The organism is Klenkia sp. PcliD-1-E (assembly GCF_024124375.1).
Taxonomy (GTDB): Bacteria; Actinomycetota; Actinomycetes; order Mycobacteriales; family Geodermatophilaceae; genus Klenkia.
In genome coordinates this window covers 55,029-70,476 of record NZ_JAMXRZ010000002.1, presented here as the reverse complement: position 1 = coordinate 70,476, position 15,448 = coordinate 55,029, and the positions used below count along the sequence as shown (strand labels likewise).

Annotated in this window: 15 protein-coding genes; 5 read left to right on the top strand and 10 right to left on the bottom strand. The window is 74.4% G+C overall.

Annotation, left to right across the window (positions count from 1 at the left end; all coding sequences use genetic code 11):
- Positions 1-72: 72 nt before the first annotated feature.
- Genes NH342_RS01095 through NH342_RS01085 form a run of 3 tightly spaced genes read right to left on the bottom strand, consistent with a single transcriptional unit; the run spans position 73 to position 2,896 of the window.
- Positions 73-1,017 carry a DMT family transporter gene (locus NH342_RS01095; protein WP_253010384.1) on the bottom strand — a complete coding sequence of 315 codons (945 nt, stop codon included), beginning with the start codon at positions 1,015-1,017 and terminating at the stop codon, positions 73-75.
- Positions 1,014-1,730: a polysaccharide deacetylase family protein gene (locus tag NH342_RS01090; RefSeq protein ID WP_253010382.1), complete on the bottom strand. Its 717-nt coding sequence runs from the start codon at positions 1,728-1,730 to the stop codon at positions 1,014-1,016. The genes NH342_RS01095 and NH342_RS01090 overlap by 4 nt, the downstream gene beginning before the upstream one ends.
- A complete protein-coding gene (locus NH342_RS01085; RefSeq protein ID WP_253010380.1) occupies positions 1,727-2,896 on the bottom strand; it encodes a hypothetical protein in 1,170 nt (389 codons plus the stop codon). Before NH342_RS01085 ends, NH342_RS01090 begins: the two co-directional genes overlap by 4 nt.
- A gap of 150 nt (positions 2,897-3,046) precedes the next feature.
- Between NH342_RS01085 and NH342_RS01080 the strand changes: the two genes are divergently transcribed.
- Positions 3,047-3,742 (top strand): response regulator transcription factor, encoded by a 696-nt coding sequence (locus tag NH342_RS01080; protein ID WP_253010378.1) that lies wholly within the window; start codon positions 3,047-3,049, stop codon positions 3,740-3,742.
- Positions 3,739-5,082, top strand: coding sequence for a HAMP domain-containing sensor histidine kinase (locus NH342_RS23995; RefSeq protein ID WP_253010376.1), 1,344 nt, complete (start codon positions 3,739-3,741; stop codon positions 5,080-5,082). The genes NH342_RS01080 and NH342_RS23995 overlap by 4 nt, the downstream gene beginning before the upstream one ends.
- A 68-nt stretch (positions 5,083-5,150) precedes the next feature.
- On the opposite strand, the gene galE is transcribed toward NH342_RS23995, so the two are convergent.
- The 6 genes from galE to NH342_RS01045 form a co-directional block, all read right to left on the bottom strand.
- Positions 5,151-6,149: a UDP-glucose 4-epimerase GalE gene (gene galE, locus NH342_RS01070; RefSeq protein WP_253010374.1), complete on the bottom strand. Its 999-nt coding sequence runs from the start codon at positions 6,147-6,149 to the stop codon at positions 5,151-5,153.
- A gap of 140 nt (positions 6,150-6,289) precedes the next feature.
- Positions 6,290-6,820, bottom strand: a complete 531-nt coding sequence (locus tag NH342_RS01065; protein WP_253010372.1) for a hypothetical protein — start codon at positions 6,818-6,820, stop codon at positions 6,290-6,292.
- Between the two features lie 187 nt (positions 6,821-7,007).
- Positions 7,008-8,702: a glycosyltransferase family 39 protein gene (locus tag NH342_RS01060; RefSeq protein ID WP_253010370.1), complete on the bottom strand. Its 1,695-nt coding sequence runs from the start codon at positions 8,700-8,702 to the stop codon at positions 7,008-7,010.
- 261 nt (positions 8,703-8,963) lie between these two features.
- Positions 8,964-9,572 (bottom strand): DedA family protein, encoded by a 609-nt coding sequence (locus NH342_RS01055; RefSeq protein ID WP_253010368.1) that lies wholly within the window; start codon positions 9,570-9,572, stop codon positions 8,964-8,966.
- Positions 9,573-9,619: 47 nt separating this feature from the next.
- Positions 9,620-10,939: a HAMP domain-containing sensor histidine kinase gene (locus tag NH342_RS01050; protein WP_253010366.1), complete on the bottom strand. Its 1,320-nt coding sequence runs from the start codon at positions 10,937-10,939 to the stop codon at positions 9,620-9,622.
- Positions 10,940-10,962: 23 nt separating this feature from the next.
- Positions 10,963-11,646 carry a response regulator transcription factor gene (locus NH342_RS01045; protein WP_253010364.1) on the bottom strand — a complete coding sequence of 228 codons (684 nt, stop codon included), beginning with the start codon at positions 11,644-11,646 and terminating at the stop codon, positions 10,963-10,965.
- A 92-nt stretch (positions 11,647-11,738) separates the two neighbouring features.
- Here NH342_RS01045 and NH342_RS01040 point away from each other — a divergent pair, with 92 nt between their 5' ends.
- Together NH342_RS01040 and NH342_RS01035 are read left to right on the top strand one after the other, a co-directional pair.
- Complete coding sequence (locus NH342_RS01040) at positions 11,739-12,551, top strand: hypothetical protein (RefSeq protein WP_253010362.1); 813 nt, start codon at positions 11,739-11,741, stop codon at positions 12,549-12,551.
- 55 nt (positions 12,552-12,606) lie between these two features.
- On the top strand, positions 12,607-13,284 hold the full coding sequence (locus tag NH342_RS01035; protein ID WP_253010360.1) for a response regulator transcription factor: 678 nt from the start codon (positions 12,607-12,609) through the stop codon (positions 13,282-13,284).
- Here the strand turns inward: NH342_RS01035 and NH342_RS01030 are convergent.
- A complete protein-coding gene (locus NH342_RS01030) occupies positions 13,257-14,687 on the bottom strand; it encodes a cell wall metabolism sensor histidine kinase WalK (protein ID WP_253010358.1) in 1,431 nt (476 codons plus the stop codon). The genes NH342_RS01035 and NH342_RS01030 overlap by 28 nt on opposite strands.
- Positions 14,688-14,838: 151 nt before the next feature.
- On the opposite strand from NH342_RS01030, the gene NH342_RS01025 reads away from it, so the two are divergent.
- Positions 14,839-15,393, top strand: a complete 555-nt coding sequence (locus NH342_RS01025) for a PepSY domain-containing protein (RefSeq protein ID WP_253010356.1) — start codon at positions 14,839-14,841, stop codon at positions 15,391-15,393.
- Positions 15,394-15,448 lie beyond the last annotated feature (55 nt).

Here is a 15,448-nt window from a genome sequence, read left to right as displayed (position 1 = left end):
CGGTGGGTGGTGCGTAAGCCGTAGCGGCCGCGGTCATGGTGGACGGGGAATCCTGACGAGGACCTGAACGCCTCATCCGTGCGCGGCGAGAAGAGGTGCGCGGACGGGGAGGACCGGGTCGCCGTCGGCCGGGTCGTCGTCCTCGGGCGGGTCCCCGCCCCCCGCGGGGACGTCGCGGTCACCCGCGAACCGACCTACCCCGATGACCCCGACGACGAGCAGGACCAGCCCGGTCAGCTGAGCCAGGTGGGCGACCGGCCCACCGGCCACGCCTTCGGCGAACACCGGTCCGGCGAGGGCGACCGCGACCACCGGCTCCAGCGCCGAGGCCATCGGCTGCGACTGCACCAGTGGACCGGCGGCGTAGGACCACTGCGCGAGGGCCGTGCCCGCCAGCCCGACCCCGGCCAGGGCGTAGACCGGCCACGCGAGCGGCCACGCGGTCACCGGCAGCGACAGCACGGCTTTGAGCAGCACCCCGGTCAACCCGAATGCCAGTCCCGAGCACGCCGCCAGCGCTGCCGCGGGGCGGCGCAGGCGGCCGCGGTGCACCGCGGAGCCGACGGCGGCCGACCCGGCAGCGAAGGCCCCGACGGTCACGGGCAGTGCCCAGCCGACGGCGGACCCGGTTCCGGCGGTCGGTGCGGCGCTGGTCAGGAAGACCACCAGTCCGGCGACCACCATCCCCGCTGCCCACCATTGGCCGCGCCCTGGCAGCGGGCGGTCACGGTGGCGTCGGTCGGCGAGCGCGCCGAGTGCCAGGGCGAGCACGAGCCCGACACAGAGGATTGGCTGCACCACCACGACCAGGCCCGCTGCCAACGCGGCGGCGTGGAGGACGAGTCCGAGGGCACCCAGGGTCTGGCCCAGCACGAATCCGGGACGGCGCAGCAGCCGGCCGGCCCGGGCCCATCCCGGACCGTCGCCGGTAAGCGCGGACGTGGCGGCCCGGTGGCCGATGACCGTGGACACCGCGTACGCCATCGCCGACCCGAGCGCCAGCAGGGCCGCGGTCATGCCGCGGTCAGGTGGACGCGCAGCGGCCGGACCTGCAGCCCCAGCTCGTCGAGGCGCTCGGCCAGCAGCGGCAGGGTCCGAGCGGTCGTCCGCCACGAGCGCGGTGCGCTGGTGCAGTCGGAGTCGTGCAGCAGCAGGGTGCCGCCGTCGGCCAGGCCGCCCATGACCTGGTCGAGCACCCAGCCCGGGTTGGCCTTCTGCCAGTCCCGGCCCCACGCGGTCCACAGCACCGGGGTCAGCCCGAGGCTGCGGGCCGCGGTGAGCGAGCCACTGGTGAGCACGCCGTAGGGCGGGCGGAACCAGCGCGGATCGGTGCCGGTGACCGCGCGGACGTCGCCCAGGACGCGGGCGAGGTCGGCGCGGACCTGCGCTGGGGTGCGGACCAAGTGGATCCGGTGCAGGTCTCCGTGCACGGCGACCTCGTGGCCGGCGGCGACGACCGTGCGGGCCACGTCGGGGTGGGCGCGGACCTGGCTGCCCAGCATGAAGAACGTCGCCGTCCACCCGAGCCGGTCCAGCTCGGCGAGCACGGCCGGGGTGCCCAGCGGGTCGGGACCGTCGTCGAAGGTCAGACCGATGCCGCCGGGCCGTCCCTGACCGGACAACCGGGCCAGCGGACGGCGCAGCGGGCCGATCGAGGTCAGCGCCGGGGCGGCGTGCCACAAGCCGGCTGCGGCACCGGCCACCGCGGTGGTCACGGTCGGGGCGCTCACGCCGCCACCGCCCGCCCGGTGGTCCGGACAGTCCGGCGGGCGGCGGGCAGCCAGGAGAGCACGATGTCGGTGGGGTCCGGCACGGCCGGCGGGGTCCGGTCCCGGCCCAGCTGCGCGAGCATGGCGGCGCGCAGGTCGACCGGGTCGGTGGCCCACGGCCCCAGCCCGGACTCGTGCAGCACGGTGGCGTTGGCCCGACCGTGCCCGGGGATGGGCTTGTAGGTCACGGTGGGCAGCCCGGCGACCAGGGCCTCGGTGCAGGTCAGGCCACCGGCGTTGTGCACCAGGACGTCGGCGACCTGCATGAGCCGGTGCATGTCGCTGCGCCAGCCCAGGGCGACGACGCCGGGCAGCCGGTCCAGTCGGTCCCGCAGCGCCGCGTTGCGGCCGCACAGCACGACCGGGGTGAACCCGGCTGCGGTCACGTCGACCGCGGCGCCGGCGACGTCGCCGAGGCCGAGGGACCCGGCCACCAGCAGCGCGACCGGTCGGTCGGTGCGGACGCCCACCTCGGCGCGCAGCGCCACCAACTCGGGCAGCTGCATCGGCTGACCGAACCGGGCGGGCACCAGCGGCCCGGCGACGGTGAAGTCGCAGGCGTAGTCGCGACGTCCCTGCACGGCGGTGGCCGCGGTGACGGTGAGGTGGGCGTCGACGGCCGCGTGCAGCCAGCTGACGTGCACGGCCGGGTCGGTCAGGTAGGTCAGCACCGGGACGGTGATGCCGCCGCTGGCGCGCAGGTCACCCAGGGTCTGGGCGGCCAGCGGGTAGGTGGTGACCACGACGTCGGGGTCGATCGCGCTCACCCAGTCCAGCACGGCGGCCTCGGCTGCGCGGCAGACGCGGCGCTCGATGGCCCACAGCAGACCGCGGTGCTCGAGGCGCCGGTAGAGCAGCTCCACCAGTACCGGCGTCCGCCCGACCCCGCCGGTGTACCCGTTGCGCAACGCGCGGGCCAGCCGCGGCCGCAGTGCGTCCAGGAAGTCACGGACCTCGACCTGGGCGCCGGCCGCGGTCAGCCGGGCGGCCAATTCGTGGGCGGCGCCGTCGTGACCGGCGCCCACGCTGCCGGTCACCACCAGCACCCGGGTACCCGAGCCGGGCAGGACACCGTCGGTCGGGGTCGCGGGACGGTCCAGGACGGTGCGGGATGCTGCGGTGGCCACGAGGCTCTCCTCCATCGGTCGGGAACACCGCCGATGCTGCTGAGGGCTCGGCCAGCGGTCAGTCGGCACAGGGTGAGCGCCAGGCAAATCCCTGTCCCGGCACCACCGGAGGCCACGTCCGACCCGCGGACGGGCCCTACCGTCACCGTCATGGCGGATCTGCTGGTGGTGGAGGACGACGAGACGATCGGGGGCGCCCTCGGCTCCGGGCTGCGGGCCCACGGGCACTCGGTGTCCTGGCAGCGCACCGCCCGCAGCGCCCTGGACGCCGTCGCCGGCCGGTCCTTCGACCTCGTGCTGCTGGACCTGGGCCTGCCCGACCTGGACGGCATCGAGGTGTGCCGCCGCATCCGCGCTGTGCAACCGAGCTGCGTGATCGTGGTGCTGACCGCTCGTGCGGAGGAGATGGACATCGTGGTGGGTCTGGAGGCCGGCGCCGATGACTACCTGACCAAGCCCTTCCGGTTCGGTGAACTGCTGGCCCGGGTGCGGGCGCACCTGAGGCGCAGCTCGGCGATCCCGGCTGCTGCGGCCTCGGTCGAGGTCGGTGACCTGGTCGTCGACCTCGCCGCACGCAGGGTCACCGTCGGCGGCGCAGAGGTGGCGCTGCGGACCAAGGAGTTCGACCTCCTCGCCCGGCTCGTCGCCCAGCCGGGTGCCGCCGTCAGCCGCGAGACCCTGATGGAGGACGTCTGGGACGCCCACTGGTTCGGCTCCACCAAGACCCTCGACGTCCACGTGGCCGCGCTCCGCCGCAAGCTCGCCGTCGTGGCCGACGATCGGGGGGTGCCCCAGCCCCAGATCAGCACGCTGCGCGGGCACGGGTACCGGCTGGACCAGCCGTGAGCGACCCGCAGCCGGTGCGCCGGCGGCGCTGGGCGAGCATGCGTGGTCGCATCGTCGCCCAGGCGGTGCTGGCCGCCGTCGTGGCGACCACCCTGTTCGGCATCCCGTTGGGCTACGGGGTCGCGCAGTCCTACCTCGGCGACGAGCAGAGCGAGCTCGAGCGGATCGCCGACGTCGACGCCGTGTCGGTCGCCTTCGACGTCGCCGCCGGCCGCACCCCCACCGGCCTGGGCGCCGGACAGGGCCGTGACGCCGACGTCGCCGTGGCGTTCTACGGCACCGACGCGGGCCTGGTCGCCGGCGACGGGCCGCAGGAACTGGACCCCGCATCGGCCGACGCGCTCGGCGACGGGCGGGTGTCCACGGCCAACGACGTCGACGGCCAGCTCGTCGTCGCCGTCCCGGTGGTCGACGGAGACACCACCCGAGGTGTCGTGCGCGCGGCCACCGACTACAGCGCTGTGCGGTGGCGCATCGTGGCCACGTGGGCGGGCATGCTGGCCCTCGCTGCGGCGGCGATCGGGATCACCTGGCTGCTCGCCCGACGGCAGGCCGCTCGCCTGGCCCAGCCGATGGAGTCCCTGGCGGTCGCGGCGCAGCACCTGGGCGAGGGCGACTTCGGCACCCGGACCGCGCGCAGCGGCATCGCCGAGATCGACGCCGCCGGTTCGGCGCTGGACACCACCGCCGGTCGCCTGGGTGCCCTGCTGGACCGGGAGCGGGCGTTCTCCGCCGATGCCTCGCACCAACTGCGCACCCCGCTGACCGGCCTGCGGCTGTCGCTGGAGACCGCGCTGGAGCTGCCCGCCGCGGCGCACCGGTCGGCCATCGAGAACGCGTTGACCTCGGCCGACCGGTTGGAGGCGACCATCACCGACCTGCTCGCGCTGGCCCGGGACACCGGCGCCCACGGCGCGCCGGTGGACCCGGCTCGGCTCGTCGCCGACGTCGAGGACACCTGGGGCCCGCTGCTGGCCCGCCAGCAGCGGGGCCTGCAGCTGCACCTGGAGGGGGACCTGCCGCAGACCACGGTGTCGGCCGCGGCCGCTCGGCAGGTCGTCGGGGTGCTCGTGGACAACGCCACCGTGCACGGCGCCGGCACCGTGACGGTGACCGTCCGCGACGCCGGCGGTGCGCTGGCCATCGACGTCGCCGACGAGGGCAGCAACCCGGTGGAACCGGACCGGATGTTTATCCGCGGCACCCACCGCGACGACGGCCACGGCATCGGCCTCGCGCTGGCCCGCACCCTGGCCGAGGCCGAGGGCGGCCGACTGCGGGTGTCCAGTCCCTGCCCTCCGGTGTTCAGTCTGCTGCTCCCCGCCACCCCGCTCCGGTAGCCGGCCGTCGCGCTGCCCGGCTCACGGGTGCGGCCGGCCCGGTCCGGCGATCGGGCCCTCTCGCCGGTTCAGCCGGTGGCGACGAGGCGCCCACCGGCGTGGCTGGGGAGGGGCCCGCCCGAGGCCTCCCACGCCGAGTGCTGGCAGTCCCGGAGGTCGTGGCGGGCGCGCCACCCCAGGTCCCGGGCGATGGCCGAGACATCGGCGACGGCGTGCGACGGATCGCCCGGGCGGCGTCCGTGCACCCGGTGCGGCACCGGACCGCCGGTGACCTCGGCGGCCACCCGCAGCACGTCCAGCACCGACGAGCCGATCCCGGTGCCCACGTTGTACACCGCCGCCCCCTGCGACCCGGCGAGCAGCAGCTCGACCGCGGCGACGTGGGCCGAGGCGACATCGACGGCGTGCACGTAGTCCCGGACCGCCGACCCGTCGGGGGTCGGGTGGTCCAGGCCGTGGACCGGCACCGGTTCCCCGGTGCGACGGGCCTGCAGGACGGCCAGGGGCAGCCCGCCGACCTTGTTGTCGGCCAGCACCTGGGTTCCGGCGCCGGCCACGTTGAAGTACCGGAGCGCGACCGAGGACAGACCGCAGACGACGAGGTCGGCCAGGATGCGCTCGCCCACCATCTTCGTCGTCCCGTAGGGGCTCTGCGGATGCAGCGGGTCGGTCTCGGCCCGACGGTCCGACCCCGGCACGTCGCCGTAGACCGCGGCCGAGGAGCTCGTCACCAGCCTGCCGATGCCGTGCTCCGCCATGGCCGAGGTCATCGTGACGACGTCGCCGACGTTGGCCCGGTAGTGCGCCAACGGATCCCGCACCGAACCGGGCGCGGAGGTCTGCGCGGCCAGGTGCACGACTCCACCGGCCCCGGGCAGGCATGCGTCCAGGACCCGCCGGTCGCCGACCTGTCCGAGCAGCAGGGGTACGCCGGCGGGCAGCCGGCCGGCCAACCCGGTGGACAGGTCGTCCACGACCACCACGTCGACGCCGGCCCGGTGCAGGGCGCGCACGACGTGTCCGCCGACGTACCCGGCGCCTCCGGTGACCACCCAGTGCCCCTGCATCCCGATCCCGGACCTTCCCGTGTTCGCGGCCACCTCGCCTGCTCGCTGGTGTCCAGGCTGCGGTCGGTGGCGTCAGCGGAGGGTCAACCCGGGGTGAGCGGACGGCCAACTCCTCCGTCGTGCGGAAGCCGATCAACCGCTCAGTCGCCGCGGGCTCGCCACAGCGGTTCGACGGTGGCCCATCCCTGCTGCCAGTCGTGGTCGCGTCGCCTGCTCAGGTGGGCGCTCGAGCAGGACCACGCCAAGCCCACCACCCCGGCGGCCGCGACGGCGGCGGTGCCTGCCGCGATGACGCCCAGGGCCATCGGTGGGGTTGCGGGCGGGGCAGGGGCGAGTACGCCGGTGTCCCGCAACACCCACACGGTGACCACGTCGCCGGGACGGGCCGAGACCTGGGTCGTGACGTCGTCCCGGTGCGTCGAGCCGTCGGGAGCCGTCCACCTCACGGGTGCACGGCCGGCGCGGGAACCCGGGCCGGTGAGGAGGTCCTGGCTGGGCGCGGTGACCACGGCGTCGACCTGCACCTCGGTGGCGGCCAGCCTGTCGGCACGGGCCGCTGCCTGCCGGTCGACGTGCACCCCGAGGACGACGGCGAGCGCGATCGACGCCGACACCGCCAGCAGGCCAACCCACCGCACCGCGGCCTCGACGCGGTCGACGGTCCGCCGCAACGGAGCCGGGCGCACCGACCACACGGATGCCAGACGCCGGAGCACACCGCGCGCCCCCGGCCGCGTCGCCACCCAGCGGGTACCCGCCTTCACGACGGGGTTCCGCCGTCGGCCGGTGGAGCGGTCAGGTCGACGACCGTCCACCCCGCCACGTCGACGGCCGGGAAGGTCGATGTCGCCCAGCGGGTCACCGACGACACCGCCCCGCCGGCGGACCCGTCGCGCAGGAGCAGGTAGTGCATCGCCCCGTCGCGCACCCACTGCTGCAACTGCGGCAGGGTGGGGAAGGGATCGGCGGTCTTGTAGCCCCCGAGTTCGAGAACCGGGACGCCCGTGGCCAGTTGGACGTCGGCGGCGACCCGGCCGGGCACACCGGCGGCCCAGCGGTGGCCCGCGGCGCCCTCCCTGACCACGGCGACGACCTCGGCCGGGATCTCGGTCGCGGCGATCGCCGAGTTCCCCACCCCGGCGCGCGGCCCGGAGCCGTGGTGCACGGCCTGCGCGGTCGCCACCGACAGGGCGGCTGGAGCTGCCAGGCGCTGAGCACCGCGAGCGAGGCGGCCAGACCGCGGAGGGAGCGACTGGCGCCAGGTCCGACCAGGAGCACCCCCGCTGCCGCGAGGCCGGTGAGGACGACGGCGCCGGCCACCGCCAGGCCCCACGGGGTGGCGGAGGAGACCAACCCGGCCATCCACATCGCCGACCCCACCACCGTGCCGGCGAGTGCCCACCGGGCCGGTACGGCGACCTGCCGTGCAGGTGAGCGGGACCGGTCCCAGAGCAGCGTCACCCCGATGGCCACCAGCGCGGCGGCCGCGGGGGTCAGCTGGACGCTGTAGTAGCTGTGCAAGGTGCCCTTGAGCGACGACAGCACGACGCCGACCCCGACCAGCCAGCCGCCCCACAGCAGGATGAATGCGAGCTGGGGGTCGGTCCGTGGCCGGCGGCGGACGCACAGGAACCCGAGCACCGCGAGGAAGGCTGCTGCGGGGAGCAGCCAACCCGCCTGCTGGCCCCCGCTGACCAGCAGGCGGGTCCAGTCGGGGGAGTGGCCGGTGGGGCTGGACCCGGTGAGCCGGTCGAACCCGTCGTAACCGAGGGCCAGTCCCAGCACGCTGTTGTCGGTCGACCCGCCGACGTAGGGGCGGTCGGCCGGGGGTGTGAGCTGTACGAGCAGGACCCACCAGCCCGCCGCGGCGACGGCGGCGGCACCGCCGACCACGAGGTGGCCTGCCCGCCGCCACCAGGAGCCGGGCCCGAAGACCACGACCACGAGAGCGAGGCAGGGCAGGACCAGGAGGGCCTGACCCAGCTTGGTGAGGAACGCCGCACCGATGAACGCACCGGCCAGGGCCGTCCACAGCAGGGCGGCCCGACCGCCGTCCAGCGACCGGACGGTGGCCCAGGCGGCGGCCACCAGCAGCAGGACCATCAGTTCGTCGGGGTTGTTGTACCGCGCCATGAGCGTGAAGACCGGTGTGACGGCCAGCAGACCGGCGGCCAGCAGCCCGGCGGGCCGGCCGGCCTGCCGTGCGACGACCGCGTACAGCAGCGCCACCGTGGCCACCCCGCAGGCGGCCTGGGGCCACAGCACGGCCTCCGGGCTGAGCCCGAGGAGACGGACCGACAGGGCGCTGAGCCAGATCGATGCGGGGGGCTTGTCGATGGTGATGCCGCCGGCCGGGTCCAGGGAGCCGAACAGGAACGCCTTCCAGGACAGCGAGCCGGCTTGCGTCGCGGCCGCGTAGTAGGCGGTGCCCCAACCGGAGCGGCCGGCTCCGACGGTGTACAGCAGCGCGGCGAGCACGAGCTCGCCGGCGAGGACCACCCCCGCCTGTCGTGCACCCAGCCGGGGGGCCGATGGGACCTGGTTGCCGATCACGGGTCGACGCTAGGAACGCCGACCTGCAGATGATCTGAACGCCGGACCGCTCCTGAGCGGCTCCACAGGTGGCCTGTGCCGTACAGGGCATCTGCAGGCCAGCACCAGGAAGGTGGTGCACGAACAGCTGCGGCACAGGATCCGCGGTTCTGCTGCCGGGGAGGCGATCGTGCACCAGCTGCTGCTCGCCGTGGTGTGCCTGGTGCTGGCGTGCCTCGCGGTCCTCCGGGCCGGTCGCCTGCTCGATGGCGACTGGTGTGCTCAGGCCCGGGAGCTGCGCCGACGGCCGCGGACAGCCTCGAGCGCCACGGGCACCAGCGACAGCGCCACGACGCCGAGGACGAACAGCTCGACGTGGTCGCGGACGAAGGCGATCTGGCCCAGCCAGAACCCCATCAGCGTCACCCCCGCGGTCCAGGCCACGCCACCGATGACCGAGAACAGCAAGTAGCGCCGGAAGTCCATGCGCGAGGCCCCGGCCATGACCGTGGCGAAGGTGCGCACCACGGGCACGAACCGCGCCAGCACGATCGTGCGGGCACCGTTGCGGTCGAAGAAGTCCCGGGACCGGGTGACGTACTCGGCCTTGAACAGCCGGGAATCGGGCCGGTCGAACACCGCCGGCCCGGCCTTGCGGCCGATCCAGTACCCGACGAGGTTGCCCGCGACCGCCGCCACCGGCAGCAGGAGCAGCAGCACCCACAGCGGTGCGACGAGCCCGCCGGCGACCAGCAGGCCGGCGGTGAACAGCAGTGAGTCGCCGGGGAGGAAGAACCCCACCAGGAGCCCGGTCTCGGCGAATAGGATTGCCATGATGCCGATCAGGCCGAAGGTGTTGATCAGGTGGGTCGGGTCCAGGAAGCCGGTCATGGCCTCGACCCTGCGACGCCGGACCTGACGATCGCCTGAACGGGTGCTCAGCCGGGCGGGAGGTCGACCACGACCAGACCACCGTCGGGGGAGGCCACTGCGTGCACCGTTCCCCCGGCGGCGACCACCAACCGCCGGGTCAGGGACAGGCCGAGGCCGGCACCGGGATGCCCGTCGGCGGGATCGCCCCGGAAGCCCGGGTCGAAGGCGCGTGCGGCCACCGGTTCGGACATGCCCGGCCCGTCGTCGGACACCGCGATCCGGACGACGCCGCCCTCGCGGGTGGCCCGGACGGCGACGCCGGTGCGCGCGAAGCGGGCAGCGTTCCCGACGATCGGGGACAGAGCACGGATGACGACGTCCTTGTCGACGCCCACCACCACGGACCGGTCGCACCGCACGGTGACCGGGACGCCCGCGTCGCGACCGTCCAGGTCGGCCAGGTGCTCCAGGGCGTCGGCGAGGCGGGTGCGGCCCGGCGTGACGGCGTCCCCGGTGCGGGCAGCGGAGAGCATGGTGTCCAGGATGGCCGCCATGGCTCGGGTGGAGCGGTCGATGGCGGCGTGGGCGTCGGCGAGCTGTCGGGCGTCGCGGGGGTGCGCGTTGAGCAGGTCCACCTCGGCCTGGACGCGCGCCAGCGGGGTGCGCAGCTCGTGCGAGAGCTCCTCGGAGAACCGTTGTTCGTGCCGCAGCACGGCTGCCTGGCGGTCGAGCAACTGGTCCAGGGTCTCGGCGAGCTCGGCGAGCTCGGCGGGTCGGGGGGCGTCGCCGAAGCGTTGGTCGCCGTCGTCGGCGCTCCAGCGCTCGGCCTGAGCGCTCATCTGCTGCACCGGTCGCAGTGCGCGGCTGACGTTGGCCCGCAGCACGAGGTGGACGACGACCACCAGCAGGAAGGCCACCCCGATGCTGCCCAGCAGCGCAGCGCGCTCCACCTGCTGGTAGGGAGACAGGGAAGTGCTGGTCACCACCGCCGCCACCTGACGGCTGTCGTCCACGAGGGGCAACGATCGCAGCCGGAGCGTCTCCCCAGCCGTCACGTCGACCGTCCCGGCGCCCCCTGCGGCGAGGGCTACGGCCTCGGCATCCAGGCGGGCCGAGCTGCCCGGGGGGCTCTCGACCACCCCGCCGGTGCCGTCGATGATCCAGGTGCCGACGTCGAGTGCCTGGTCGTCGCGGGCGTCCAGCACCGACACCGACCCGTCGCCGGCGACGTCCACGGTCTGCGCCACTGCCTCGGCACGCGCCTGCAGGACGTTGTCGGCCTGGTCGGCCAGCACCCGGGCCAGCAGCTCGTTCGCACCGACCGCGAGCAGGAACACCCACAGCGCCACCACCAAGGTGGCCGACCAGGACAGCCGGGTCCGCAAGCTGGCGCGGGCACCTCGACTGCTCACCGGAAGGTGTAGCCCACGCCGTGGGCCGTCGAGATCGACCGGCCCGCCTCGCCGGCGGCGTCGACCTTGCGGCGGAGCCGTGCCACGTACTGGTCCAGCGTGTTGTCCGCGACCTGCGCGCCGTCCGGCCAGCCGGCGGCCAGCAGGTCCCGGCGACGGACGACCTCACCCGGCCGGGCCATCAGGGCGGCCAGCACCCGGAACTCCGTCGGCGTCAGCCGTTGGGCACCGGCCGGGCCGACCAGCGCGTGCGTGGTGGGGTCCAGCGCCATGCCCGTCGCGGCCGGGCGCGCGGTCACCGCGCGACGCAGCGCCACCCGCAGCCGAGCAACCAGCTCGCTGAGGTGGAAGGGCTTGGCCAGGTAGTCGTCGGCGCCGGCGGCGAACCCGGACAGCACGTCGTGCAGCTGGTCACGGGCGGTGAGGAAGAGCACGGGTGCGGTGAGGCCCTGCGCCCGCAGGGCCTGGCACACGTCGCGGCCGTCGGAGTCGGGCAGACCGATGTCGAGGACGACGGCGTCGAAGGCGCCCGCGGCACCGGATCGGAACGCCCCCAGGGCGCCGGTGCCGTCCCGCGCGGTCACGACGACCATGCCGTGCTCGCGCAGACCCCGGGCCAGCACGTCCCGCAGTCCGTGGTCGTCCTCCACCACCAGCACCCGAGGCTCCTGCGCGCTCATGTCGCCATCATGGGTGACACCCGCGCAGGCCGGACGGCGCCGGGGCGAGGTGTTCAGGTCGTGTGCAGAACAGGTGCCCGACGCTGCCGTCCATGACCAACTCTCCTGCCTCCTCGACGGGGCGCGCACTGCTCAACAAGGTCCCCGAGGTCACGATCTGGTTCTGGGTCATCAAGATCCTGGCCACGACGGTCGGGGAGACGGCCGCGGACTACCTCAACGGCACGCTGGGGTTCGGCCTGACCGGGACGACCGTCGTCGTCGGGGCCCTGTTCCTCGTCGTGCTCGGTTTCCAGTTCAAGGCCCGCCGGTACGTCCCCCCGCTGTACTGGGCCACCGTCGTGCTGATCAGCGTGGTGGGCACGCTGGTCACCGACAACCTCACCGACAACGCCGGCGTCCCCCTGCCGGTCACCACGGCCCTGTTCAGCGTGGCCCTGGCGATCACGTTCGGTGCCTGGTACGCCTCGGAGAAGACGCTGTCGATCCACTCCATCGTCACCCGCCGCCGGGAGGCCTTCTACTGGCTGGCCATCCTGTTCACCTTCGCGCTGGGCACGGCTGCCGGTGACCTCATCGCCGAGAAGCTGGGCGCCGGGTACTGGCTCTCCGCGCTGCTGTTCGCCGCCCTCATCGGGGCCGTCGCGGCCAGCCACCTGGTGTTCAAGGCCAACGCCGTGCTGACCTTCTGGATCGCCTACGTCCTGACCCGACCGCTGGGCGCCTCGTTGGGCGACGGTCTCTCGCAGGCCAAGGCCGACGGCGGCCTCGGACTGGGGACGACGGTGACCAGCATCCTGTTCCTGGTCACCATCCTGGCGGTCGTGTCCTACCTGGCCGTCAGCAAGCGGGACCAGCTGCCCCCGGTCGAGGTCGAGGCCGCGTCCGGTTCCTCGGTCCGCTGAGCGGGCGACCAGCGGTGCACCGTCCTTCCCCCGTCGCCCGTCGTAAGGCGGCGTCGTGAAGGTGCTGCTCGTCGACGACGAGGTGGGGCTGACCCACGCCATCGCGCGGGGCCTGCGCGCCGAAGGGCACGCGGTGGACCTCGCCCACGACGGCATCAGCGGCCGCGACGCCGCGCTGCGCGGGGGGTACGACGTCGTGGTGCTGGACATCATGCTGCCGGGTCTGCAGGGCTACCGGGTGCTGGAGGAGCTGCGCGGTGGCGGCGTCACCACCCCGGTGATGATGCTCAGCGCCAAGGACGGCGAGTACGACCAGGCCGACGCCTTCGACCTGGGCGCCGATGACTACCTCACCAAGCCGTTCTCCTTCGTCCTGCTGACCGCCCGCCTCCGTGCGCTGACCCGTCGGGCCGGGGCGACGTCGGTCCCGGTGCTCAGGGCGGGCGACCTGGTCCTGGACCCGGCCCGCCACCGGGTCAGCCGGGGGGAGACGCCCATCGCGCTGACCCCCCGGGAGTTCTCCCTGTTGGCCTTCCTGATGAGCAACCCCGACCGGGTGCTGAACAAGACCACGATCCTGCAGGAGGTCTGGGACGACGCCTTCGACGGCGACGTCAACAACGTGGAGATCTACGTGGGGTACCTGCGCCGCAAGATCGACGTGCCGTTCGGCCGGGCGAGCATCCGGACGGTGCGCGGTGCGGGTTACCTGCTCGAACCCGGGGGAGGCTGAGCCGGCAGTTCCACCAGCAGCCGCGCTCCGGGCAGGAGCTGGGGGTCGGTGAACCGGACCTCGCCACCGTGAGCGGTCACGATGTCGCGCACGATGGCCAGGCCAAGCCCGGAGCCACCGTCCTCCCGGGCCCGCGCCTCGTCCAGCCGCACGAACCGGCCGAAGACCCGTTCGCGGTCTGCGACCGGGATGCCGGGCCCGTCGTCCTCCACGGCGAACCAGGCGCCGCCGTCTCGACCGTCGGCCCCGCCACGGGCCGCCGGACCGCAGCTGAGGTGCACCCGGCCACGACTGTGCCGCACGGCGTTGTCGACGGCGTTGCGGACCACCCGGGCCAGCGCCCCGGGATCGCCCCACACGCGTGCGGGTGCCACCTCGCCGGACACCTGCAACCCGGCCCGGGCACGCAGTCGCGAGCGTTCGGCCGAGAGCAGGTCGTCGAGGTCGACGTCCTGGCGGTGGCCGACGCGGCCATGCCCCTCGTCGGTGCTGGCGAGGGTCAGCATGTCGGTCACCAGGCGCTCCAGGCGCACGGCCTCGTCGAGGACCACCTGGTGGGTGCGGTCGGAGGCACCCACCCGTTGTGCCACCTCGGTCTCGGTCCGGATGGTGGCGATCGGGCTGCGCAGCTCGTGCCCGGCATCGGAGACGAAGGACCGTTGACGTGCCGCCGAGGCCTCCAGCCGGCTCAGCATCGCGTTCATGGTCGACGCCAGGGCTGCGATCTCGTCCCGGGTGCCGGGCTGGGGGACCCGCGCGGAGAGGTCGTCGGCGCCGATGCGCGCGGTCCGGGCCCGGATGGCCTCGACGGGCCGCAGTGCCCGCCCGACCGACCACCAGGTCGCCGCCGCCACCACCGCGAGCAGCACCGGCACGCCGACCAGTGCCAGCCGGGAGACCAGGGCAGCGGTGTCCTCGGCCACGGCGAGGGACTGGACGGCGACGACGCGGTCGGCACCGGTCGAGGGGTTCACCCCCAGCACGACGAGGCGGTAGCTGTCACCGGGTTCACCGACGAGCGAGCCGTCGACGCGGCTGGCCTGCTCCTGCCCTGGTCCAGGGGTCATCGCCGTGAGCGGCGCAACCCCCACCAGGTCGGGGCTGGCCGCCACCACCCGGTCCCCCCGCAGCACCTGGACCAGCGCGCCGTCCTCGGAGCCCAGGACGGGCTGGTCGGACGCGCCTCGCCCGTCCAGGCCGGCGGCGATCTCCTGCACCCGTGTGCTCGCGGCCGTGGTCACCGTCTCCTGGATGGTGCGATTGACAAGGCCAACGAGGACGAACGCCGACCCGGCCAGGGCGAGTGCGACGACGGCCACCGCGGCGGCCGTGGCCCGCGCTCGCACCCCCACTCGACCTCCCGGGAGCCGGGCCTGCCGGGAGGCCGTGCCGGTCGGGTCCACGTCGGGAGCGTAGGTGCCCGGAGGCGGTGCAGGACCGGACGCCGCGAGGCGCGGCTGTGTGCCCGCACAGCTGTCTCAGCGTCGTCTCAGTGCCCTCGGCGCAAGGTGGCTGACGCAGGGCGAGATCGCCCCGCCGGAACCAGGAGGAAACATGAAGCTGCGCCTGACCAAGAAGAGCCTGGCCGCTGCCGGGCTGGCCACCGCCGTCATCGTCGGCGGAGGTGCCTCGATCGCCGCGGCGAGTGGCCCCGACGGTGACACCGCCACGGCCTCGGACACCGCCCAGACCGACGGCGAGACCGCCGACGGCGCCGACGGCGGCCCGGGCAGCGAGCAGGACGCGGCCGACCCGACGTTCACCGGGTCGGTGCCCGCCCCGGCCACCACCGAGGTACCCGACGGCCAGGAGACCTCCGGCAGCGACGCGGCCGAGAAGGCCGCCCTCGAGGCGCTGGCCACCGTCACGCAGACGCAGGCCGAGCAGGCTGCGGTGGCGGCGGTACCCGGGACGGTGTCCGAGACCGACCTGGATAGCGAGAGCGGGTTCGTCGTCTACAGCGTGGAGGTCACCGGCGCCGACGGCACGGTCACGGAGGTGACGGTGGACGCCGGCAACGGGACCGTGCTGGCCCAGCAGGCAGGGGACGCCGGTGACCCCGCCGACGGCGCCGACCAGCCGGAGGGGCCGAACGACCCGCAGGACTGACACCCCACCAGACGGGCCTCGGAGCAGCCGCTCCGGGGCCCGTCTGCGCTCGTGG